The organism is Streptomyces sp. MST-110588 (assembly GCF_022695595.1).
Classification (GTDB): Bacteria; Actinomycetota; Actinomycetes; order Streptomycetales; family Streptomycetaceae; genus Streptomyces.
On sequence record NZ_CP074380.1, the window covers coordinates 4266288 to 4289127 of the forward strand.

19 protein-coding genes and 1 pseudogene are annotated in these 22840 nt (G+C 70.5%); 11 read left to right on the forward strand and 9 right to left on the reverse strand.

The features are described from left to right. The first annotated feature begins 51 nt into the window (after positions 1 to 51). From KGS77_RS18745 to KGS77_RS18765, 5 genes are all read left to right on the forward strand, one after another. Positions 52 to 1455, forward strand: a complete 1404-nt coding sequence (locus KGS77_RS18745; RefSeq protein ID WP_242583378.1) for a glutamyl-tRNA reductase — start codon at positions 52 to 54, stop codon at positions 1453 to 1455. Then, entirely contained in the window at positions 1452 to 2432 is a 981-nt protein-coding gene (gene hemC / locus KGS77_RS18750) for a hydroxymethylbilane synthase (RefSeq protein WP_242583381.1), read from the forward strand. The genes KGS77_RS18745 and hemC overlap by 4 nt, the downstream gene beginning before the upstream one ends. Further along, positions 2429 to 4078: a bifunctional uroporphyrinogen-III C-methyltransferase/uroporphyrinogen-III synthase gene (locus tag KGS77_RS18755; protein ID WP_242583401.1), complete on the forward strand. Its 1650-nt coding sequence runs from the start codon at positions 2429 to 2431 to the stop codon at positions 4076 to 4078. Before hemC ends, KGS77_RS18755 begins: the two co-directional genes overlap by 4 nt. Further along, on the forward strand, positions 4075 to 5070 hold the full coding sequence (hemB, locus tag KGS77_RS18760; RefSeq protein WP_277994241.1) for a porphobilinogen synthase: 996 nt from the start codon (positions 4075 to 4077) through the stop codon (positions 5068 to 5070). Before KGS77_RS18755 ends, hemB begins: the two co-directional genes overlap by 4 nt. Before the next feature lie 169 nt (positions 5071 to 5239). Beyond that, entirely contained in the window at positions 5240 to 6100 is an 861-nt protein-coding gene (locus KGS77_RS18765) for an MBL fold metallo-hydrolase (protein WP_242583404.1), read from the forward strand. On the opposite strand, the gene KGS77_RS18770 is transcribed toward KGS77_RS18765, so the two are convergent. Continuing rightward, positions 6075 to 6284 (reverse strand): DUF397 domain-containing protein, encoded by a 210-nt coding sequence (locus KGS77_RS18770; protein ID WP_242583407.1) that lies wholly within the window; start codon positions 6282 to 6284, stop codon positions 6075 to 6077. The genes KGS77_RS18765 and KGS77_RS18770 overlap by 26 nt on opposite strands. Before the next feature lie 12 nt (positions 6285 to 6296). Next, complete coding sequence (locus KGS77_RS18775; RefSeq protein WP_242583410.1) at positions 6297 to 7148, reverse strand: helix-turn-helix transcriptional regulator; 852 nt, start codon at positions 7146 to 7148, stop codon at positions 6297 to 6299. A 164-nt stretch (positions 7149 to 7312) separates the two neighbouring features. On the opposite strand from KGS77_RS18775, the gene KGS77_RS18780 reads away from it, so the two are divergent. Then, positions 7313 to 7753 carry an ATP-binding protein gene (locus KGS77_RS18780; protein WP_242583413.1) on the forward strand — a complete coding sequence of 147 codons (441 nt, stop codon included), beginning with the start codon at positions 7313 to 7315 and terminating at the stop codon, positions 7751 to 7753. A gap of 79 nt (positions 7754 to 7832) precedes the next feature. On the opposite strand, the pseudogene KGS77_RS18785 reads toward KGS77_RS18780, so the two are convergent. The 3 genes and pseudogenes from KGS77_RS18785 to KGS77_RS34660 all read right to left on the reverse strand — a co-directional run. Then, a pseudogene (locus KGS77_RS18785) lies at positions 7833 to 7943 on the reverse strand (transcriptional regulator); the annotation flags it as partial. A 6-nt stretch (positions 7944 to 7949) separates the two neighbouring features. Then, entirely contained in the window at positions 7950 to 8141 is a 192-nt protein-coding gene (locus KGS77_RS18790; protein WP_242583416.1) for a hypothetical protein, read from the reverse strand. Next, the gene (locus KGS77_RS34660; RefSeq protein ID WP_277994242.1) at positions 8135 to 8833 is read right to left on the reverse strand and encodes a DUF4232 domain-containing protein; all 699 of its coding nucleotides are present in this window, start codon (positions 8831 to 8833) and stop codon (positions 8135 to 8137) included. The genes KGS77_RS18790 and KGS77_RS34660 overlap by 7 nt, the downstream gene beginning before the upstream one ends. Before the next feature lie 310 nt (positions 8834 to 9143). Between KGS77_RS34660 and KGS77_RS18800 the strand changes: the two genes are divergently transcribed. Beyond that, positions 9144 to 10700, forward strand: coding sequence for a helix-turn-helix transcriptional regulator (locus KGS77_RS18800; protein WP_242583419.1), 1557 nt, complete (start codon positions 9144 to 9146; stop codon positions 10698 to 10700). Between the two features lie 205 nt (positions 10701 to 10905). Here the strand turns inward: KGS77_RS18800 and KGS77_RS18805 are convergent, their stop codons facing one another. Continuing rightward, on the reverse strand, positions 10906 to 12171 hold the full coding sequence (locus KGS77_RS18805) for a serine hydrolase domain-containing protein (RefSeq protein WP_242583423.1): 1266 nt from the start codon (positions 12169 to 12171) through the stop codon (positions 10906 to 10908). A gap of 171 nt (positions 12172 to 12342) precedes the next feature. Further along, on the reverse strand, positions 12343 to 14121 hold the full coding sequence (argS, locus tag KGS77_RS18810) for an arginine--tRNA ligase (protein ID WP_242583426.1): 1779 nt from the start codon (positions 14119 to 14121) through the stop codon (positions 12343 to 12345). 231 nt (positions 14122 to 14352) lie between these two features. On the opposite strand from argS, the gene lysS reads away from it, so the two are divergent. Continuing rightward, positions 14353 to 16119 (forward strand): lysine--tRNA ligase, encoded by a 1767-nt coding sequence (lysS, locus tag KGS77_RS18815; RefSeq protein ID WP_242587553.1) that lies wholly within the window; start codon positions 14353 to 14355, stop codon positions 16117 to 16119. Between the two features lie 200 nt (positions 16120 to 16319). Here lysS and KGS77_RS18820 read toward each other — a convergent pair whose 3' ends face one another. Continuing rightward, a complete protein-coding gene (locus KGS77_RS18820; protein WP_242583429.1) occupies positions 16320 to 17048 on the reverse strand; it encodes a DUF3558 domain-containing protein in 729 nt (242 codons plus the stop codon). A gap of 154 nt (positions 17049 to 17202) precedes the next feature. Continuing rightward, on the reverse strand, positions 17203 to 18126 hold the full coding sequence (locus KGS77_RS18825; RefSeq protein WP_242583431.1) for a hypothetical protein: 924 nt from the start codon (positions 18124 to 18126) through the stop codon (positions 17203 to 17205). A 162-nt stretch (positions 18127 to 18288) separates the two neighbouring features. On the opposite strand from KGS77_RS18825, the gene KGS77_RS18830 reads away from it, so the two are divergent. From KGS77_RS18830 to KGS77_RS18840, 3 genes are all read left to right on the forward strand, one after another. Then, a complete protein-coding gene (locus KGS77_RS18830; protein WP_242583433.1) occupies positions 18289 to 19482 on the forward strand; it encodes an RtcB family protein in 1194 nt (397 codons plus the stop codon). Between the two features lie 276 nt (positions 19483 to 19758). Further along, complete coding sequence (locus tag KGS77_RS18835; RefSeq protein WP_242583436.1) at positions 19759 to 20568, forward strand: ABC transporter ATP-binding protein; 810 nt, start codon at positions 19759 to 19761, stop codon at positions 20566 to 20568. Next, on the forward strand, positions 20565 to 22790 hold the full coding sequence (locus KGS77_RS18840) for a hypothetical protein (protein WP_242583438.1): 2226 nt from the start codon (positions 20565 to 20567) through the stop codon (positions 22788 to 22790). Before KGS77_RS18835 ends, KGS77_RS18840 begins: the two co-directional genes overlap by 4 nt. Positions 22791 to 22840: the final 50 nt, after the last annotated feature.

A 22840-nucleotide genomic window follows, 5' to 3' on the forward strand; every position in this document is an offset into this window, starting at 1 on the left:
CAGGCGTGTCACGGCCCCGGGCCGTGCCCCGCTGCGAAGCGAGGTGCGCTCATGAGCCTCCTTGTCGTCGGACTGAGCCACCGCAGCGCTCCGGTGAGCGTGCTGGAACGTGCCGCCATCGCGCCCGAGGCGCGCGGCAAGCTGCTCCAGGAGACGGTCTCGGCCGAGCCCGCCGCCGAGGCCGCGGTCCTGTCCACCTGCAACCGCATCGAGCTGTACGCCGACGTGGACAAGTTCCACGCCGGTGTCGCCGAGCTGTCCACGCTGCTGGCGCGGCACGGCGGTGCCGGTCTGGAGGAGCTGACGCCCCATCTGTACGTCCACTACGAGGACCGCGCCGTCCACCACCTCTTCTCGGTGGCCTGCGGCCTGGACTCCATGGTCGTCGGCGAGGGCCAGATCCTCGGCCAGATCAAGGACGCGCTGGCCGTCGCCCAGGAGCAGCACACCGCCGGGCGGCTGCTGAACGACCTCTTCCAGCAGGCGCTGCGGGTCGGCAAGCGCGCCCACAGCGAGACCGGCATCGACAGGGCCGGCCAGTCGCTGGTCACCTTCGGGCTGGAGCAGCTCGCGGGCCGGCAGGACGTCGAGGCGTGGGCGAAGGGCAAGCGCGCGCTGGTCATCGGCGCGGGCTCCATGTCCTCGCTGGCCGCCACCACGCTCGTACGCGCCGGGGTCGGCGAACTGGCCGTCGCCAACCGTACGGTGGCGCGTGCCGAGCGGCTGACCGCCATCCTGACCGAGCCGGGCTCCCCCGGCGCGGCCACCGGCCTGACCGCCCGTGCCGTACCGATGGACGCCATCGACGCCGAGCTGGCGCTCGCCGATGTCGTGGTCTCCTGTACGGGCGCGACCGGCCTGGTCCTGACGGGTGACGCGATCGGGGCCGCGGCCCAAGGCCGCGACGGCGAGCTGTACCTGCTGGACCTGGCCATGCCGCGGGACATCGACGCCGCCGTCCACGGGATCCCGGGTACGCGTTTCGTCGACATCGAGTCGCTGGCCGCCGCGTCCGCCGACGCGCCGATGGCCTCCGACGTGGACCAGGTGCGCGGCATCGTCTCCCAGGAGGTGGCCGCCTTCGGCGCCGCGCAGCGCGCCGCGCACATCACCCCCACCGTGGTCGCCCTGCGCACCATGGCCGCGGACGTCGTGGCGAGCGAGATCGCCCGCCTGGACGGCCGCCTTCCCGACCTGGACGACAAGCAGCGCGCCGAGATCACCCAGACCGTGCGCCGGGTCGTCGACAAACTCCTGCACGCGCCCACCGTGCGGGTCAAGCAGCTCGCGAGTGAGCCCGGCGGTGCCGGGTACGCGGACGCGCTGCGCGAACTCTTCGACCTCGACCCCCAGACGGTCGCCGCCGTCAGCCGGGCCGACACGCGGACCACGCGGACTGCCGACCGGCAGGACACAGCACGGGACCGGCAGGACACAGCACGGGAGCGGGCATGACTGACAGCACATTGACGGCACTGAGGCTGGGGACGCGGCGCAGCAAGCTCGCCATGGCCCAGTCCGGCCAGGTCGCCGAGGCGGTGCGGGAGCTGACCGGCCGCCCCGTCGAGCTGGTGGAGATCACCACGTACGGCGATGTCTCCCGTGAGCACCTCGCGCAGATCGGCGGCACCGGCGTCTTCGTCTCCGCGCTGCGTGACGCGCTGCTCGCCGGGGAGATCGACTTCGCCGTGCACTCGCTCAAGGACCTGCCGACCGCGCAGCCCGAGGAGCTGGCGCTGGCCGCCGTGCCGGTGCGCGAGGACCCCCGCGACGTGCTGGTGGCGCGGCACGGCCTGACGTTCGAGAAGCTGCCGGACGGCGCCCGCGTGGGCACCGGTTCGCCGCGCCGCATGGCGCAGTTGAACGCCTGGGCGCGGTCGCTGGGCCGTCGTGTGACGACCGTACCCATCCGCGGGAACATCGACACCCGCATCGGTTACGTCGAGAACGGCGAGCTGGACGCGGTCGTGCTGGCCGCCGCCGGGCTCTCCCGCATCGGCCGTATCGGCGTGGCGACGGAGCTGCTGTCGCCCGACATGGTTTTGCCCGCCCCCGGCCAGGGGGCACTGGCGATCGAGTGTGCCGCGTCCAACGTGGAACTCCTCGCCCGGCTCCGCGAGCTCGACGACCCGTTCACCCGGGCCGCCGTGACCGCCGAGCGTTCCCTGCTCGCCGCCCTGGAGGCCGGCTGCTCCGCACCTGTGGGTGCGCTGGCCGACCTTCAGGCCGATGGGCAGGTTGTCACCGAAATGCGCCTGCGTGGCGTCGTCGGCACGACCGACGGCAACACGCTGGTGCAGCTGTCCACCACCGGGCACGTACCCGCCTCTCCCGATGACGCAGTGGCCCAGGCTTCCGGCCTGGGGCGCGAACTCGCCGCCGAGATGCTCGCAAAGGGTGCGGCCGGTCTTATGGGGGAGCGAGCACTTTGAACCCCACCGCCCCTGTCCACCCCGCAACCGGCCAGGTCACCTTCCTTGGTGCCGGACCCGGAGATCCGGGACTGCTGACGCTGCGCGCCGTGGAAGCGCTGGCGCGCGCGGACGTACTGATCGCCGACCCGCAGGTGCTCGACGTCGTCCGCGCACACGCGCGAGCGAATGTGGACACACCGCTGCAGGCGGCAGCCGACGAGCCGTCAATCCCCGCCGACGTCCCCCCGATCAGGGACACCGCCAATCTTGTCATGGGTGCCGCGCGCACCGGCAAGCGGGTGGTACGTGCGGTGGCCGGCGACCCCGGCCTGGACGCCGACGTCGCCGAGGAGATGCTGGCGTGCGCCGCCGAAGGCATCGTCTTCGAGGTCGTGCCCGGCATCGCCGCCGCGGTCGGCGTGCCCGCGTACGCCGGTGTGCCGCTGCGCGACGCGCACGGTACGGACGTGCGCTTCGTCGACGCCCGCAGCGCGGACGAGCGCTGCTGGAGCGAGGTCGGCGCCAGCGACGCGACCGCCGTGGTCGCAACGACCCTGGACTCGGTGGCCGCCGCCGCCGCGGAACTGGTCTCCGCGGGCCGCAAGCCCGACACCCCGATGACCGTCACCGTCGCCGGCACCACCACCCGCCAGCGCACCTGGTCCGCGACCCTGGGCACGGTCGCCCAGGTGCTCAAGGCCGCCAAGGTGCTGCCCTCGCCGGACGGCGGGCAGCCTGTCATAGCCGTGGTCGGGGAGCGGTGTGCCGCGGCGCAGCGCGACCGGCTCTCGTGGTTCGAGAACAAGCCGCTGTTCGGCTGGCGGGTCCTCGTACCACGTACCAAGGAGCAGGCCGCCTCGCTCTCCGACCAGCTCGTCTCCTACGGCGCGGTGCCGCACGAGGTGCCGACCATCGCCGTGGAACCGCCGCGCACCCCGCAGCAGATGGAGCGCGCGGTCAAGGGCCTGGTGACCGGCCGCTACGAGTGGATCGCCTTCACTTCCGTCAACGCCGTCAAGGCCGTACGGGAGAAGTTCGAGGAGTACGGGCTCGACGCGCGGGCCTTCGCCGGGATCAAGGTCGCGGCAGTGGGCGAGCAGACCGCCAACGCGCTGGTCGCCTTCGGCGTCAAGCCGGACCTGGTGCCCTCCGGGGAGCAGTCCGCCGCCGGCCTGCTGGAGGACTGGCCGCCGTACGACCCGGTCTTCGACCCGATCGACCGCGTCTTCCTGCCGCGTGCCGACATCGCCACCGAGACGCTGGTGGCGGGCCTGATCGAGCTGGGCTGGGAGGTCGACGACGTCACGGCCTACCGGACCGTACGGGCCTCGCCCCCGCCGGCGGACACCCGCGAGGCCATCAAGGGCGGCGGCTTCGACGCCGTGCTCTTCACGTCTTCCTCCACCGTCCGCAACCTCGTCGGCATCGCCGGCAAACCGCACAACGTGACCGTGATCGCCTGTATCGGTCCGGCCACCGCCAAGACCGCCGAGGAACACGGGCTGCGCGTGGACGTCATGTCGCCCGAGCCCTCGGTGCACAAGCTGGCCCAAGCGCTCGCGGACTTCGGCGCGGCGCGGCGCGATGCCGCGCTGGAGGCCGGTGACCCGGTCACACGCCCCAGTGAGCGCCGGCCCGGATCGCGTAGGAGGGCTCGCAGTTGAGCAGCAGTACGTACGGCACCTTTCCCGGAGCCCGGCCGCGCCGGCTCCGTACGACCCCGGCCATGCGCCGCATGGTCGCCGAGCACCGTCTGAACGCGGCGGACCTGATCCTGCCCGCGTTCGTACGGGAGGGCCTGAGCGAGCCCGCGCCGCTCGCGGCGATGCCGGGCGTCGTCCAGCACACCCGTGACACGCTGCGCAAGGCGGCCGTCGAGGCGTGTGAGGCCGGCGTCAGCGGCATCATGCTCTTCGGCGTCCCGCTGGAGGAGAAGAAGGACGCGGCCGGCACGGCGGGCACCGACCCGGACGGCATCCTCCAGGTCGCCATCCGCGACGTGAAGGCCGAGGTCGGCGACGACCTGGTGATCATGTCCGACCTGTGCCTGGACGAGTACACCGACCACGGCCACTGCGGGGTCCTGGACTCCGCGGGCCGGGTGGACAACGACGCGACCCTGGAGCGCTACGCCGAGATGGCGCAGGTCCAGGCCGACGCCGGCGTCCACGTGGTGGGCCCCAGCGGCATGATGGACGGTCAGGTCGGCGTCGTCCGCGACGCCCTGGACCAGACCGGCCACGAGGACGTCTCGATCCTGGCCTACACCGCGAAGTACTCCTCCGCCTTCTACGGCCCCTTCCGTGAGGCCGTCGGCTCCGCCCTCAAGGGCGACCGCAAGACCTACCAGCAGGACAGCGCCAACGCCCGTGAGTCCCTGCGCGAGTTGGCGCTGGACCTGGAGGAGGGCGCCGACATGGTCATGGTCAAGCCGGCCCTCCCCTACCTGGACGTCCTGTCGAAGATCGCGGACGCGGTGGACGTACCGGTCGCCGCGTACCAGATCTCCGGCGAGTACGCGATGATCGAAGCCGCCGCCGAAAAGGGCTGGATCGACCGCGAAGCGGCCATCCGCGAAACCCTCACCGGCATCAAGCGCGCAGGCGCGAACATGATCCTCACGTACTGGGCCACCGAGGTGGCCCGGGGGCTGTAACCGCCTTCGGCGTCCGCGAGGTGACGGGGCCGCACCCCAACTGAGCTGTCCGGGCTCAACCGGGGTGCGGCCCCGCGACCGCCCGGACGTCCGGACGGCCGGGCGGTCGCGCCGGGCGCCGCGGGCGCGGGACTTGTGAGGAAGTGGTTACAGTTATAACGTTCTGCCCGTGACGATCTTAACGAGACTGACGCGGCAGGCAGACATACGCACGATCCGGTTCGGCGACGCGAAGCTGAGTTATGTGCCTGACGGGTACGTCGGGCTGAAGCCGCGTGGGTGGTTTCCCGAGGCCAGTGACGCGGACTGGGAGACGTATCGCGAATACATCGGGCCCGATGGCTACTTGATGGCGAGCATCGGTGCGCTGCTGGTCGAGCGTGACGGGCGGGCGATTCTGATCGACGCGGGTGCCGGTGCCGAGACGATACGGATGGATCCGGATCACCCTCACGTCGGCGATCTGCACTCCGGTGCCCTGGTGGACAGTCTCGCCCGCCTGGGCCGTACGCCTGCGGAGATCGAATCCATCGCCATCACCCATCTGCACCTGGATCACATCGGCTGGGCGACCGAGCCGGCGTTCGCGGGCGCTGAGATCGTGATGTCCGAGCAGGAGTGGGCAGGGCGCGCGGTCTCGGTCCACCACGGCACGAGCGAGGCGGCATTGGCGGTGATGGAGCCGCGCCTGCGTACGGCCTCGGACGGCGAGGAGATCTTCCCGGGCGTACGGGTCCTGGCCACCCCGGGCCACACGCCGGGTCACGCGGCATACGAGATCGCCGGTGACGAGGGGCGACGCGTGATCTTCTTCGGCGACGCGATGCACTCGTCCATCCAGATCAACCACCCCGACTGGCACTCCGGCTCCGACGACGAGCGCCCCTTGGCCGCCAAGTCCCGCCACGCCCTGCTGGCGGAACTGACGAAGCCGGGAACCCTTGGCTTCGGCGTCCACTTCGCCGACATCCAGTTCGGCCACGTACGCCGGTCCGACACCGGCCTTAGCTGGAACCCCCTGAACGACTGACGCCTGCCGCGCCCCGCCCCGCGCTCCGTACAAGCCCACGAAGCGCGGGCGCCGTGGTGGTGAGGGTGCTACCGGGTTCGCTGCTTTCCCGGAGGCTGATCGTGCCGTTCGGGTTGGCGGCAATCATCAGGCAGTTGCTGCCCTCCTGACAGTAGGAGGACTTCTGCCAGGCCGACGCGGGCATAGCGGCTCCTGATCAAAGGTTGCGGAGGATACTGCGGAGGAAGTCACGCGAGCTGTCCGCACTGAGCGAGACTGCCTGCACCCTATCCATGATGCCGCGGTACTTGAGCAGTTGGGCTTCGGCGTCGAGGAAGACCACGCCGTGTGACTGATCCAAGTGGACGGTGTCGAGCTGTGGGATGGAGCCCCTTGCGTAACTGAAGGTCTGGCCCGACCCCGGGAAGGCCCCGGCGGTGAACGGGATCACCAGGACGGTGACGTTCTCCCGCTCGCTGATCTCCATGATGTGAGCCAGTTGTGCGCGGGTGACCTCCGTCCCGCCGAACTGCATACGAAGCGCCGCCTCATGGATGATCGCTGTGTACGGGAGCGGAGAATCCCGGAACAGCACGGCCTGCCGCTTGATGCGATGTGAGACGCGGTGCTCGATCTCCGGCGGCGGCAAGGGCGGGAAACTCTGTTCGAAGACGACGCGCGCATGGGCCACGGTCTGGAGGAGGCCGGGAATGCTGGAAGTCTGTGCGGTTCGCAGCTCGACCGCATAGTGCTCCAGCTCGGCCAGATCAAGCATGCCGGGCGGAAGAACACCTCGGTACTCCTCCCACCAGTGGCGGGTGCGTCCGCTGGGCATCGACGCCAGGGCGTCGATCAGCTTCTTGTCCTGGCAGTCGTAGTTACAGGCGAGCGTTCGTATGCGATCCGCACTCACGGGGATGCGTCCGGTCTCGATGTTGCTGATGCGTGCCTGGTTGCCACCGAGTAGTGCTCCCGCTTCGCGGGCTGTCAGGCCGGCCTTCTCACGCAGCTTGCGGAGTTCCGCTCCGAGGCGCTGCTGGCGGGCGGTCGGGGTCGTCCTCGGTGCCATGAGCCCTCTCTTTTCGTTGGCGAGCAGTCTGCCGTGGCGGACTCCCTTGCACCAGGGGGATAGATTCTGGCAGTTCGGTGAAATGCATCTAACCGACTCCGCTACGGTGTGTATCGCGTCACTTACCGCGTGGCGTCAACTGCCCGCTTGTATCGGAGACTTCCATGTCCGGTGACTGGGAATACGCGCTCGAAATCCCCGACAACTCGCTTGCTCCGCGTGTCGCGCGGCGCGTGCTGCGGCTCATTCTCGAGGAGCACGGGGAGGAGCAACTGACCGACACGGCGGAGCTGTTGGCGTCCGAGTTGGTGACCAATGCGCATCGGCATGCCAAGGGGGGTGCGTCTGTGCGGGTCAAGCGGGTGGGGGAGCGGTTGCGGGTCAGTGTGTGGGACGGGAACCCGGAGCTGCCGGTGTTTGACGGGGCGCCGACGCCTGCGCCGGAGGCGGAAGCGGGGCGGGGGCTGGGACTGGTGCGGCTCTGTGCCGACAGCTATGGCGGGTTCTCGTTGGGGGCGGGGGCGTTCGGGGTGGGTGGAAAGTTGATCTGGTTTGAGTTGGGGAGAGGGGGCGGAGCGGGCGGGAGTCCGATCTTCGTGCCGTGAGGGGGGAGGGCTCAGTCTTCGTTGTGCGGGGTGGGATGTTGCGGTGATGACTGGGCGATCGTGACGATGCGTTGGAGGGCGCCAGGGCGGAGACCTGTTTGGACAGGGCGGAGTCACTGGTGTCGATCGTGTCCCGGAGGAAGCCGAACTCCACCCATTCGGCCGGTGCCAGCAGCGCGACGATCGACAGCCGCTATCAGCGCGGCGGCGATGGTGTGGGGGCCGGGAGCTGGAGGAGCTGGGTGGAGAGCAGCAGAAGTATGTACGCCGTGATGATGCCGGCCGACAGCCACAGGTAGAACATCAGCTCCGGGCCGGTCGGTTTCCTGCGTACGGGGGCCTGGCGGTGCTCCCGAGGGGTCCGCGGTCGGGTGAGTGGGATTACCACTTCAGGGCGTCGTCCGGAGTCGTCTGCCAGTAGGTGACCTCGGCGGAGTCGTCGAGGTGGGTGTCCTTGGGGAGAGCGAGGCGGGCGGGGGCACCGGTGGAGCCGCCGGAGCGGTCGGCGAAGTAGACCGTGAGGTTACGGACCTTGTTGCCGTGACCGCCTTCGCCGGCGGCGCTGGAGAGGCGGATGCCCGCGTGACCGGACGCGCCCGGCTCCAGGGACACCACGGCCTGCGGCGTGCTGTCCTTCACGGGCGGGGTGGGGGCCTGGGCGTCGTCGAAGCGGAGGAAGGGGAACGCGTACAGGTCGCAGCGGGTGGAGCCGGTGTTGGTGGCGGTGAGCAGCAGGTGGTTGATGGGGCGGGTCACGCGCGACACGGTCAGCTTGGCGTTGGCCGCGGTGCAGGTGGTGGCACGGGCGGTGGAATGGGTGGTGGCGCGGGCGGTGACGTTCTTGGCGGGGGGCACCTGAGAGTCGCGCTTGGCCTGTGCGTATCGGACGTTCTGTGCGCTCTCCGTGCCGGGGGAGGGGAAGTGGTCCGGCGCGGCTGCGGAGGGGGCAGGTGCGGCGTCCGTCTTCTTGGCGTCGCTGCCGCTCTGGCAGGCGGACAGGGAGAGGGCGGTGACGGCCAGGGTGACGGAGGCGGCGATACGGGCCGTGCGGGAGCCGGTGCCGGTGAGGAGAGAGCGCATGGGTGTTCTCCAGTTGTGTGGTGTCCGGTCAGGTGGTGCGGAGGAGGGTCGTGACGATCGCGGCACAGATGATGAGGACGGCCAGTGCCACGACGTCGGCCATTTCGAGTTCGGAGCGGAAACGGGTCCGCATCGGCTGCTCCCTGGTCAGGCGCTCGTTCGGTGTCCACACACTGGGCGACGCTTCGTCCCGGCGGCCACACATGCCGGTTCATTCGGGACGCTGGAACGATTCCGCGTACGCTGACCAGGGGGAATGAGGCTTTCCTGGAACGCGGTTCCGGGACGGGGTGGGGGAGGAACAGCGGCTATGACGTCCGAGACGGAAGAGTTCGCGGCGCTGCTACGGGGGCTCAAGGAGAAGTCGGGACGCAGCTACGGTGTCCTGGCCAAGCGGCTGCACATGAGTACGTCCACGCTGCACCGCTACTGCAACGGTGACGCGGTACCCGTGGAGTACGCGCCCGTGGAACGGCTCGCCCGGGTCTGCGGGGCGAGCCCGGAGGAGCTGGTCGAACTCCACCGTCGGTGGATCCTCGCCGACGCGACGCGGGGACGTAAGCCGGGTACGCATCCCGCGCCTGCGCCCGGGGCCGACGGTCCCGCACCTGTGTCCGGGGCCGACGGTCCCGCGCCGGTTGCTGCGGCGGATGACCCTGTCCGGGGTGAAGCCTCTCCCGAGGGAGGGGTGCCGGCCGGCGGTGCTACCGATGACAGCACGATCGATGCCAGTGGCAACGATGACAGTGGTGACAGTGACAGTGCCAACGATGGCGGCGTGGCCGGTGATGGTGCGGTGGGCCGGGACGCGACGGTCGGGGGCGGGGCGGTCGGGGGTGCGTCGGGTGTCGCCGTTTTCCCTGCCGTCCTGTCACCTCGGCGGACGCTTCCCAAGAAGCTGTGGCTTCCGCTCGCCGGGGCGGCGGTTGTGGCGCTCGCCGTACCGTTCATGGTGAACGGGTCAGACGTTTCCGGCAAGCGGTCCGCCGCCGCCACACGGGCCGACCGGGCGTCGGTGAGCGGGCAGGGTCCGGTCCCGGACGGAGCTGTCAGCCGGTCGCCGCAGGCCACCTCGGCAACGGACCGCGTGGCGAAGAAGGCCGATGCGGGTACGAAGAAGGATTCCGGCCCCTCCGAGGGCCCGTCCGGCTCCGCGCCCGAGCCCGAGTCCGTCCCCGCCGCCGGGGACGGACGGCCCAAGGACGGCGGTCAGAGCGGCGGCGACGAGGGAGGCGACGACGAGCAGGGCGTGCCGCTGACCGTCGACGTACGGATGAACAACTGGGACGACCGCTGCGGCCGTTGGTTCCTCCTCGACAAGCCGCCTGCCGAAGTGCCCCCGCCGCCCACCGAGCAGGGCACCCGTGGCTGGGCGAACGCCCTCGGCGCGGTGGCCGCCGGCCATCTGCGGATAGCGCTGGCGGTGCAGGGCAAGAGCGAACGGGCCGTGGTGCTGCATGCTCTGCATGTACGGGTGACCGGGCGCCGGGCGCCGGCGAGCGGGGCGATGTACAACATGGACGCCGGCTGCGGCGGCGGGCTGACCCCGGCCGCCTTCGACGTCGCCCTGGACGCCGCCGCCCCACTGCCCCGCCCGGTCGCCGGCATGCAGGGCGACAAGAAGATTCCGGCCACGGACTTCCCGTACAAGGTGTCCAGCAGCGACCCCCAGGTGCTGGACGTCGACGCGCACACCGACCTCAACGACGTGAGCTGGTATCTGGAGCTGGAGTGGAGCAGCGGTGACCGCCGCGGGACGCTGCGCCTGGACGACCACGGCCGGCCGTTCCGTACGAGTGGGATGAAGGGGCGCCCGGTCTACACCTACCGATACGACCTCAACGTCTGGCGCCCGGAAGGTACCTGACGACCGTATCCCCGCGCCCCCGACCGTAACCCCGCGCCCCGGCGCCCGGCCGCCCCCGTGTCCGTGAAGCGCGGGGTGCGGGGGCGCGAGGCCGGGTACCGGGTGGGCGCCGGGTGGCCGCCCATGGCCACGGGGTAAGGACCGGCTCTCCTCTCCGGTGTCTCCGCGTACGGATTCCGGTGGACCAGGGGCCGTCAGAAACCGGTCAGGGCTTCTTCGCCGGGGCCGGTCCGGCGAAGGCGGCGAGGGCTATGCGGATGCCGGTGGCGGAGGCGGCGCTGTTGTCGGCGGCGGCCGTGCCCCCTGCGTAGATACCGCGCCACTTGAGGTCCGGGGTGGCGAAGACCCCACTCGTATAGCCCGGGTCGCTTCCCGTCTTGCCCCACAGCACCTTGCCGTTAGGCAGCGGGAAGGACATCAGGCCGACGCTGTAGCAGGCCGATCCCTTGTCGGGGCCCATGTTGCAGTTGGCGTTGTTCGTGTAGGGAAGCAGCTTGCCGTCGGCGTCCCGCGGCAGGGTGCGCAGCTCGGCGGCCTGGGCGGGCCGCAGCAGGCGGCCGTTGAACAGTCCGGTGACGAAGCGGTCGAGGTCGGCGGTGGTGGAGATCATGCTGGAGGGGTTGCCGCCCTGCTCGTTGACGTCGACCAGTTCGCCCCGGCCGTCCGGCGCATAGCCGGGGAGGTACGGGCGCGGCAGCCGTACGTCGCGGCCCGGCGCGGAGGTGTGCCGCATCTTCAGCGGCTTCAGGATGCGGGTGGTGAATTCACGCTTGAGGGAGTGGCCCGTGATCTCCTCTATGAGCTTGCCCGCGACGCGGTAGGCGAAGGAGTTGTACTCCTGCTTCGTCCCGGGCTTGAAGTGCGGCGTGGGCGCAGGCCGGCCCTCGGGTCGCAGCGTCTGCTCGATCACCTGGTCGAAGGTGTAGTAGTCGTGGCGCTTGTCGACCGTCTCACCCGGGGCCGGTGCGGGTGCGCCTTCGAAGTCCTGCGGCAGCCCGCTGGTGTGGTTGAGCAACTGGCGGACGGTGACCGGATCGTAGGAGTCGGGCAGCAGACCCGGGAGGTAGTGCTGCACCGTCTCGTCGAGGTCCACCTTGCCCTCGGCGGAGAGCTGGAGCAGTACCACCGCCTCGAAGGTCTTGGCGATGCTGCCGATGCGGAAGTGGGCGTCGTCCTTCACCCGCTTGCCGGTGACGGCGTCGCCGGAGGTCCCCCGCCAGGACTCCCCGTCCTTGCTGACCCGGGCCACGACGTCCGCGACCCCGCCGCCGGGACGTATCGCGATCGCCTCGCGCAGCGCCGTACGGTTCAGCCCTTCACGCGCCTTGCCCGAGCCGGCCGCCTGGGCGGCGGGCGCGACCGCTCCGAGCGCCACGGTGGCGGCCGTCAGAGCAGCCAGGGCCGGAGCCAGGGCCAGAGCCAGGGACTGGGGCCGGTACCGCGACCGGGACCGGGACGAGGAACGGCGCATGAGATCTCCTACCGGGGAACAGCGGTTGTCAGCGATTTCCAGAGCGATGAACCCTTCTGGAACTGACACCGAGTCTCCTCGGGCAAGATCACACCTACATCGGGGAAGTCCCTGACCGACCCCTGTGAGACCCCTGACATGACATCAGGGGCCTCAAGCAGCAGCCAAGCCTCAGAGGCGCTCGGGCGTCCGGATGCCCAGCAGCGCCATGCCCCGGTGCAGCGTGCGCGCCGTCACTTCGCACAGGAACAGGCGGTTCTCGATCTGCTCCTGGCCGCCCTCGGCCTTCAGGACCGGGCACTGCTCGTAGAAGGTCGTGAAGAGCGAGGCGAGCTGGTAGAGGTACGCGGCCAGCTTGTGCGGCTCGTAGGACGCGGCGACCTCGGTCACCGTCTCCCCGAACTGGTCGATGTGCAGGCCCAGCGCGCGCTCGGCCGGCGCCAGCGCCAGTTCCGGGTGGGCCTTGGGCGCGGCGCTTCCGGCGAGCCGGAAGATGGACCGCGTACGGGCGTAGGCGTACTGGATGTAGACGCTGGTGTCACCGTTGAGCGAGACCATCTGGTCCAGGTCGAACTTGTAGTCACGGGCGGCGGCGGTGGACAGGTCCGCGTACTTCACCGCGCCGATGCCGACCTGCACGCCGTTCCCGGTGATCTCCTGCTCGCTCAGGCCGATCTTCTCGCCCTTTTCCCGCACGACGGCGGTGGCGCGCTCCACGGCCTCGTTCAGGAGGTCGGCCAGGCGGACCGTCTCGCCCTCACGGGTCTTGAACGGCTTGCCGTCCTTGCCCAGGACGGTGCCGAAGGCGAGGTGGACGGCTTTGACGTCCTCGTTCAGCCAGCCGGCCCGGCGCGCGGTCTCGAAGACCATCTTGAAGTGCAGGGACTGCCGGGCGTCCACGACGTACATGAGGGTGTCGGCGCCCAGGTTCTGTACGCGGTCGCGGATCGCGGAGAGGTCGGTGGCCGCGTAGCCGTAGCCGCCGTCGGACTTCTGGACGATCAGCGGTACGGGCTTGTCGTCCGGGCCCTTGATGTCGTCGAAGAAGACGCACAGCGCGCCCTCGGAGCGGACGGCGACACCGGACTCCTCCAGGAGCCGGCAGGTCTCCTCCAGCATGTCGTTGTATCCGGACTCGCCGACGATGTCGGGGTCGCGGATCTCCATGTCGAGCTTGTCGAAGACCGAGTAGAAGTAGATCTTCGACTCGTCGACGAAGCGGCGCCACAGGGCGAGGGTCTCCTCGTCGCCCGCCTGGAGGTCGACCACCCGCGCCCGGGCCCGCGTCTTGAACTCCTCGTCGGAGTCGAACAGCGCGCGGGACGCCTTGTAGAGGCGGTTCAGGTTGGACATGGCCTCCTCACCGGAGACCTCGTCCTCACTCTTGTGGTCCAGCTCGTGGGGGTGCTCGATCAGGTACTGGATGAGCATGCCGAACTGGGTGCCCCAGTCGCCGATGTGGTGGCGGCGGACCACCTTCTCGCCGGTGAACTCAAGGATCTCCACCATCGCCGCGCCGATCACGGCGGACCGCAGGTGTCCGACGTGCATCTCCTTGGCCACGTTCGGCTGCGCGTAGTCAATCACCGTCGTGCCCGGCTTGTCCGCGTACGGAACGCCCAGACGGTCATCCTCGGCGCGGGCGGCCAGCGTCCGGACGATCGCCTCGTCGGAGACGGTGATGTTCAGGAAGCCGGGGCCGGAGACCTCGATCTCCTTGATCACGTCACCGGCGGCACCCGTGGGGATGCCCGCCACCACCTTGCCCGCCAGCTCGCGCGGGTTGCCCTTGAGCTTCTTGGCCAGCGCCAGCATGCCGTTGGCCTGGAAGTCGGCCCGGTCGCTACGTCGCAGCAGCGGGTCGGCCGCGCCGGCCTCCGGCAGGGCTGCCGAGAGGGCGTCCGCGACGCGCTGGTTGACCGTAGCCGCGAGGGAAGGGACCGAAGCCATGAGGTGGGGCCGTTCCTGTAGAGGTTGAGGTGAGTCGACGTAATTATCCCACGGTGCCGCCACCCGTTTTCTCGTACGTTTCTCACACGGGTCCCTGCGCGGCGAGGGCCCGGAGGCCAGGACGGGCGACGGCGGAGCAACGCGGGAGGTGCCCCGCCCCGTCTGGGAGAATGACAGGCGCCAGCCTTACGAGAATCAAGCGTCAGCCTTACGAGAAAGAAGGACGTGCCGATCGTGGCTCAGAGCACCGAGACCGACTGGGTCTCCAGGTTCGCGGACGAGGTCATTGCCGAGGCGGAGCGTCGTGCCCCCGGCAAACCCATCGTCTGCGCCTCGGGCCTGAGCCCCTCCGGCCCGATCCACCTGGGCAACCTCCGCGAGGTCATGACCCCGCACCTGGTCGCCGACGAGATCCGCCGCCGTGGCCACGAGTGCGTCCACATCATCTCCTGGGACGACTACGACCGGTACCGCAAGGTCCCGGCCGGTGTGGCGGGCATCGACGAGTCCTGGGCCGAGCACATCGGCAAGCCGCTGACCTCGGTGCCGGCCCCGGCCGGCTCGGCGTACCCGAACTGGGCCGAGCACTTCAAGGCCGCCATGGAGGAGGCGCTCGCCGAGCTGGGCGTGGAGTACCGCGGCATCAGCCAGACCGCGCAGTACACCTCCGGCGCGTACCGCGAGCAGATCCTGCACGCGATGCGACACCGTACGCAGATCGACGCCGTCCTGGACCGCTACCGGACCAAGGACAAGGCGACCGGGGAGCCGAAGAAGGCCGGCCAGCAGCAGGGCAAGCAGCAGGCCAAGCAGCAGAAGCCGGTCGACCAGGCCGAGCTGGACGCCGCGGAGGGCTCCGGCGCGGCGAGCGAGGACGACGGCAGCGCGGCCGGTGCGGAGTACTTCCCGTACAAGCCGTACTGCACCGTCTGCAACAAGGACCTGACCCAGGTCACCTCGTACGACGACGAGAGCACCGAGCTGGCGTACACCTGCACCGCCTGCGGCCACAGCGAGACCGTGCTCCTGAAGGAGTTCGACCACGGCAAGCTGGTCTGGAAGGTCGACTGGCCGATGCGCTGGGCCTATGAGGGCGTGACCTTCGAGCCGTCCGGTGTGGACCACTCCTCGCCCGGCTCGTCCTTCGTGGTCGGCGGGCAGATCGTGCGCGAGGTCTTCGGCGGCGCGCAGCCCATCGGTCCCATGTACGCCTTCGTCGGCATCAGCGGCATGGCGAAGATGTCCTCCTCCAAGGGCGGCGTGCCCACTCCCGGTGACGCGCTGAAGATCATGGAGGCGCCGCTGCTGCGCTGGCTGTACGCGCGCCGCCGGCCGAACCAGGCGTTCAAGATCGCCTTCGACCAGGAGATCCAGCGGCTGTACGACGAGTGGGACGCGCTGGAGCGCAAGATCACGGACGGTACGGCGCAGCCCGCCGACATCGCCGCGTACAACCGGGCGACCGGCACGGCGGCCGGTGAGCTGCCCAGGACGCCGCACCCGCTGCCGTACCGCACGCTCGCGTCCGTCGTGGACATCACCGGCGGCCACGACGAGCAGACGCTGCGCATCCTGAGCGAGCTGGACCCGGCCAACCCGGTCACCTCCCTGGAGGAGACCCGGCCCCGGCTCGACAAGGCGGAGTACTGGATCGCCACCCAGGTGCCGGCCGAGTCGCGCACGATCGTGCGCCAGGAGCCGGACGCGGAGCTGCTGGCCTCGCTGGACGAGCAGGCGCGCGAATCGCTGCGGCTGCTGCTGGAGGGCCTGGAGGACCACTGGTCGCTGGACGGGCTGACCACGCTCGTCTACGGCGTACCGAAGATCCAGGCCGGGCTGACGCCGGACGCCAAGCCGACGCCGGAGCTGAAGGTCGCGCAGCGGTCGTTCTTCGCGCTGCTCTACCACCTGCTGGTCGGGCGGGACACCGGGCCGCGGCTGCCCACGCTGCTGCTGGCGGTGGGGGCGGACCGGGTGCGCAAGCTGCTGGGGGCGTGAGGCGATCGGTGGGGCGCGCCTGAGGTCCGTATGCGCGCCTGAGGTCCGTATGCGCGTCTGAGGTCCGTATGTACGCCTGAGGTTTGTATGTACGCATCGGCCCCGGGGATCAGGACGATCTCCGGGGCCGATGGCGTTTGGGTACGGCTGCGGCTGCGGCTGCGTACGAGTGCGGCTGCGTACGAGTGCGGCCGGACGGGCTACCGGTTCGCCTTGGCGACCGCCGCGACGGCCTCCTTCGCGGCGTTCTGCGCGTCCTTCAGCATCTCGTCGCGGTCCGGCGCCTTGGCGCCCGCCAGCCCCGAGCCGTTGAAGTTGAGCGTGACGACCACGTTGTTCAGACGGCTGACCACCGTCTGGTTCTTGAAGTCGTTGTCGTCCTTCTTCAGGTCGTACGTGACCGAGGTCGCCTCGTCACCGACGCCGTCGGCCTTGGAGGTCTTGACGTTCTTGGCGTTCGGGGTGCCCTTGGCCGTGTCGATCTGGCTGTTGTAGAAGTCCGTGGCGCGCTTGTCGCCCGAGCCGACGGTCGGGTCCGAGTCGTACCGGTGGAAGCGGATGTCCATCCAGCGGTACTGGGTGCCCTTCAGGCCCTGGTTGTCCGAGCTCTTCCACGAGCAGTAGCCGCGGGCCGAGGCGTCCGAGGACTTGCCGCGGGTGCCGGCCTCGTCCTCCGCCTTGGGCAGCAGCTTCTTGATCGTGTCCTTGGACACGGCGGCGCAGGGGTCGGGGAGCTTCTTGTACTTGGCGGGCGCGACACCGGGCGCGCTGCTGCCGTTGCCGCCTCCCTTGCTGCTGCTGGGCGCCGCGGTCTTGGAGGCTTCGGGGCCGGCGTCCTTCTTGTCCGAGTCGGAGCAGCCGGCGACGAGCATCACCGGTACGGCTGCGCAGGCGAGAAGGCCGGTGAGGCGCTTGGCTGAACGGTGCATGATTCCTTCGCTGTTCGTCGTGCTGCGGCTTGGCTAGGGGGCACGGTACGCGGCCGATGACGGCCGGTGGCTGATTCACACGGTTACTCGCCGGGCGAGCCGGGGAAATGCCGGGGAACTGTCGGGGAAATGGAGCCATCGGCCGGTGCCGGAACTATTCGCTTATGTGCTCGGCGAGCTCCTGGGCCAGGGACTGGGCCTTGTCCTGGAGGTCCTGACTGTCGGGCAGCCGGGTCTTGTCGGAGGACCACTGGTCGTACACGACGGTCACGATGACGTTGGAGGACCGGAAGACGACGGTGACGTCACGGTGCACGCCCGAGTCGCCGGTGAAGAGCTTGTCGTTGAGGAAGGCGGCGTCACCGAGGCCGTCCAGGACGCGGGGGGCGGTGGAGGCGCCGGACGCTCCGCCGGCTCCCTTGTCCTTGTCCTTGTCTTTGCTGTCCGCCCCCTTACCTCCGTCTTTGCCGTCCTGGCCCCCGTTGTCGCCGCCGTCGCCCGCCCCGGTACCGTCCTGGCCGCCCGCCTGCCCGTCGTTCCCGCTGTTCCCGCCGTCCCCGGCCTTCGGTTTGCTGCCGGAAGCGGGGGCGGACGGCGTGGCCGAGGCGGACGGGATCTCGGCGGCCAGTTCCTTCTTGCCGTACAGCTCCTGCGCCTTGTCGTCGTCGCTGACGGCGGCGTCGTAGGAGACCACGCGCTGGAAGTCGATGGAGAGATGGCGCGATCCCTGGGGGGTCTCGCGCTTCCAGCGGCAGCCCACCCGCCGGTTGGTGTCGTACGTGACGTCGGCCTGGCCCTCGTACGCCTTGTCCGCGTCAGGGGAGCCGCCGGTGCCGTCACCGGGCAGCATGCCGCGCAGCGTGCTCTTGGAGGGGCTGGTGCAGGCGTCGGGGAGGGTCTGGTACTTGCCGGGCTCGGCGGCCTGGGCGGAGGCGGTCGAGTCGCCGCTCTTGGTGTCCTGGGCGCCGCCTCCGGTGGTGGAGCCGCCGGAGCAGGCGGTGAGCGTCGCGGCGGCGAGTGCGACGGCGGCGACCGTGACGGCGGCCGGTACACCCGGTGGGAACGGCCTTCGCTGCACCGTAACCGGCTCCTTCCGTAGGAAATCTGGTTGCCGCCGAGCGGCGGCCGGTGACCACAATGTCTATCGCACGTACTGCCGCGCACGCCGGTCCGTGGTCCTGAATCGGGCGCCTTGCCCGGTTTTTTGCGTTTCATGTCTTTTCGGGGGAATGAGGAAGTTATGTCGTACGTCGAAGTGCCCGGCGCGAAGGTGCCGATCCGGATGTGGACGGACCCGTCCACGGTCGAGGACGGGGCGATGCAACAGCTCCGCAACGTCGCCACGCTGCCATGGATCAAGGGCCTGGCGGTGATGCCGGACGTCCATTACGGCAAGGGCGCGACGGTCGGCTCGGTGATCGCGATGCACGGCGCGGTGTGCCCGGCGGCGGTCGGCGTCGACATCGGCTGCGGTATGAGCGCCGTGAAGACCTCGCTCACCGCCAACGACCTGCCCGGCGACCTCTCCCGGCTGCGCGCGAAGATCGAGGAGACCATCCCGGTCGGGCGCGCCATGCACGACGCGCCGGTCGACCCCGGACGGCTGCACGGCTTCGCCACGGGCGGCTGGGACGACTTCTGGGCGCGCTTCGACGGCGTAGCGGAAGCGGTCAAATTCCGTCAGGACAGGGCCGTGAAGCAGATGGGCTCGCTCGGCGGCGGAAACCACTTCATCGAATTCTGTCTGGACGAGACCGGCACGGTCTGGCTGATGCTGCACTCCGGCTCCCGGAACATCGGCAAGGAACTGGCCGAGTACCACATCGGCCAGGCCCAGAAGCTGCCGCACAACCAGGGCCTGGTCGATCGCGACCTCGCCGTCTTCATCGCGGACACCCCGCAGATGGCGGCGTACCGGAACGATCTTTTCTGGGCACAGGAGTACGCCAAGCACAACCGTGCGATCATGATGGCGCTCTTCCAGGACGTCGTCCGCAAGGAGTTCAAGAAGGCCAAGCCGGTCTTCGAGCCGGTCATCTCCTGCCACCACAACTACGTGGCGGAGGAGCGGTACGACGGCATGGACCTCCTGGTGACCCGTAAGGGCGCCATCCGCGCCGGCAGCGGCGACTACGGCATCATCCCGGGGTCGATGGGCACCGGCTCGTACATCGTCAAGGGCCTGGGCAACGCGGCGTCCTTCAACTCGGCCTCGCACGGCGCCGGCCGGCGGATGAGCCGCAACGCCGCGAAGAGGCGCTTCTCCACCCGGGACCTGGAGGAGCAGACGCGTGGTGTGGAGTGCCGCAAGGACTCCGGTGTCGTGGATGAGATCCCGGGCGCCTACAAGCCGATCGAGAAGGTCATCGATCAGCAGAAGGACCTGGTGCAGGTCGTGGCCAAGCTCAAGCAGGTGGTGTGCGTGAAGGGCTGAGGTGCGGTGCCTTCGCCTGTACGGACGCTGTGCCCCGGACCGGATGCGGTCCGGGGCACTTTGCCTTGCTCACGCCGCATTGCTGACGTCGCATCGCTGTTGTTGCCTTGCTCGCACCGTATTGCTGACGTTGCTGTGCGTTGCCGAGGCGGTTGTCAGTGGCTGCGGGCATGATTGTCGGTGGCTGACGCGCGTGGTGTCCGGCGCTTGCGGGGTTCGTCGGGCGTTCGTCGGTGCAGGAGTTCTTCGGCGTACGGACGCACATGGGGTGGGCGGATGGGAACGGGCGGGGACGGGCCGGGTGGCATCGAGGCATTAGGGCTGCATCACGAGGCCGGAGGGCGGGCGATCCTGCGGGCGCTGGACCTTCGGGTGGAGTGTGGCGAGAGTGTGGCGGTCTCGGGGCCCAGCGGGTGCGGGAAGAGCACGCTGCTGGGCTGTCTGGCGGGGCTGATCGTGCCGTCGCGGGGGACCGTACGGATCGCCGGGGAGGACGTCACCGGAGTGTCCGCGGGGCGCCGGGCGGCGCTGCGGTTACGGAGCATCGGGATGGTGTACCAGTTCGGTGAACTCCTCCCGGAACTCACTCCGGCGGAGAACGTGGCGCTGCCGGCCCTCATGGCGGGCCGGCCCGCCGAGGAGACGTACGCGCGGGGCCGGGAGCTGCTGGCGGCGCTCGGGGTCGACGGCGTACGGGACGCGGAGACCGGGACGCTGTCGGGTGGCGAACGGCAGCGGGTGGCGGTCGCGCGGGCGCTGATCGGCCGGCCGCGGGTGGTGCTCGCCGACGAGCCCACCGGCTCGCTGGACGGCACGGCGGCGGACACGGTCGCCGAGGTGCTCTTCTCGCTGCCCGCGCGTTATGGGTGTGCGCTGGTCGTGGTCACTCATAATCCCGACATCGCGGCGCGGGCCGAGCGGGCTCTGACCTTGCGCGACGGGCGGCTGCATGCTGCTCGGGACGGTTTCTTACGTTCCGCCGTGGCCTCCTCCGCAGTGGCCTCCGCCTCCGCGGCTCCTGCCTCGCCCGCGTCGTCCGCCGCGCCCGCCTCGTCCGCGTCGAGTGACGGCACGGTCGGCCGATGACGGGCCCCGAGCGGGCGCGGCTGGCTCTGGCGCTGGGACGGCGGGTGGGGCGTGGGACGGGTGGCGGGGTGCACCGGGCGGCGCTGGCGTGCGCCGCGTTCCTCACGCTGGTGACCCTGTGGTTCCTGGTGGCCGCCCACACCGTCCATGAGCAGCGCGATCAGCGGATGGCCGCCCGTAATCCCGTCCCGGTGGCGCAGGGGGAGTCGGCGCGGGCCGTGGCGCGGTGGTGGGAGCGGCCGGACCAGGTGGGGGACCGTGGTGCGACGGTGGTCTTCCTGCGGTCCCTGCGGCCTGGCGCCCCGCCGCCCCCGGGACTGGACCGGTGGCCACGGCCCGGTGAAGCCTATGTGTCGCCCGCACTGCTCGCGGCTGCCGCGGACGTGCGCGACCGCTACGGCACGCCGGCGGGCACCATCGGGCAGGAGGGACTCGCCGACGCGGCCGAGCTGGTGGCGTACGTCAATCCCCGGCAACCCGACTACTTCCGAAAGACGCACGAACCCAGCTCCTACATCAGCGGCTTCGGCGACGCCGACCGCTCGCTGTTCCCGATGTTCTTCGTGAGCAGCCACCAGTTCGACCGTGGCCTGGCGGAACTGGACATCGTGGTCCTCCTCATGGCCGCGCTGCCGTGTGCCGCCCTCGTCCTGGTCGCCGTGCGCAGCCGGGCGGAGATACGGGACAGGCGGCTGGCGCTGCTGGACGCGCTCGGCGCGCCGACACCCACCCGTGCGCTGGTCCTGGCGGGCGAGGCATGGGCGCCCCTAGGGGCCGGCACGCTGGCCGCCGCGGTGGTGCTGGGCTCGGTGTCACTGACCACGCCGACCCTGCCCTTCACCGGGTATCAGGTCTGGTCGCGCGATCTGCGGGCCGCGCTGCCCCAGTTGCCGCTGGTCGCCCTCGGGGTGCTCCTGGGGCTGGTCCTGCTGACGGTCCTGGCCGGCATACGGCGGCCACCCTCCGGTGGCACCCGGCCCGCCGACCGTCCCGTCAAGGCACGTGCCCGCCGGGCCCGTTGGGTGCCCGTGCTGTTCGGTGCCGGGCTCGTCGTGGCGGCGTGGGGGTCCGAGGAGCGGGGCGTCTTCGGGCGGTCCGCTTTCGTGGCGGGCTCCGTGGTGGCGCTGGTGGCTCTCCCGTACGCGGCGGCCCGGGTGGCGCGGGTCCTGGGGCGGGCCATCGCCGTGCGGGGCCGCGCCAAGGGGGACCCGGTCCGGATCGTCGCGGGCCGGTGGCTGGCGGCGCGCCCGGCCACGTTGGCCCGGCTGAGCGCCGCGCTGGTCGTCGGGCTGGGGGTCGTCACCATCGGCCAGGTGCTCACCTCGCAGCTCGCCGGTCCGCTGGAGGCGGCGCGGGCCCGTGCCGGGGCTGCCGGCGGCGAGCTGGTCCAGGTGCGCTCCCGGGACGACGCGGGCACCGTACCGGCTTTCATACGGGCGGTGGGCGCGGACGTCACCCTGCGCTACTCGCCGGAGCCGGGGACTTCCGAGAGCGACCCGCGGGTCCGGCTGACCGGCCGGTGCCGTGCCCTGGAAGCGCTGGGCCGGATGACGTCCTGCCCCGCGCGGCCACGGCCCGTACGGGAGGTCTTCGGGCAGCTCACGCCCATGGGGAAGGAGGTGTTCGGCGGCCAGGAAATGACGAGCGCGCCCGTGGCCTCGGTGTGTGCCTGCCGGGCACCGGAGGGCGGCGAGGACGTCGCGGACGGGTTGATCGTCGTCAACCGCGGCGGACCGGCCGCTGTGGACCGCATCAAGCAGGCCGCGTACGCCCATCTCATAGGACCGTTGATATCGGCTCCCGGGCAGGGCTGGTACATGGGCGCCGCCGCTCAGGCCGCGCAGGTCCGCTGGCTGATGGACGTCGTACTCATCGGGCTGGCGGCGCTGGTCGCGGCGGGGGCGCTGGGTGCGGCGGGGATCTTCCTGGAGCAGGCCAAGGCGCTGGGGCCGCTGGCCACCTTCCGTACCGACCGGCGGTATTACCGCGGTATCGCGGCTTGGAACTTGGCCGTGCCGCTGGGCGCGGTGGGAGTGGCTGGCGTGGCGGTCGCGGCGCTGCTCGGCGGTCTGCTGATCAACCTGGGGAAGGGCGGCTGGATGTCGGCCGGGCTTCTCGGGGCGGGAGCGGCGGTGGTGGTGGCGGCCGGAGGAGCGGTGGCGGCGGCGTGCGGGCGGGTGGCCGCCCGCCGGGCCGCGGCCTGGCGGCCTTCGGGGGACTGAGAGGGAAGGAGGAGGGAGAGGGAAGGAGAAGGGAGGGGTGGGGGGAGACG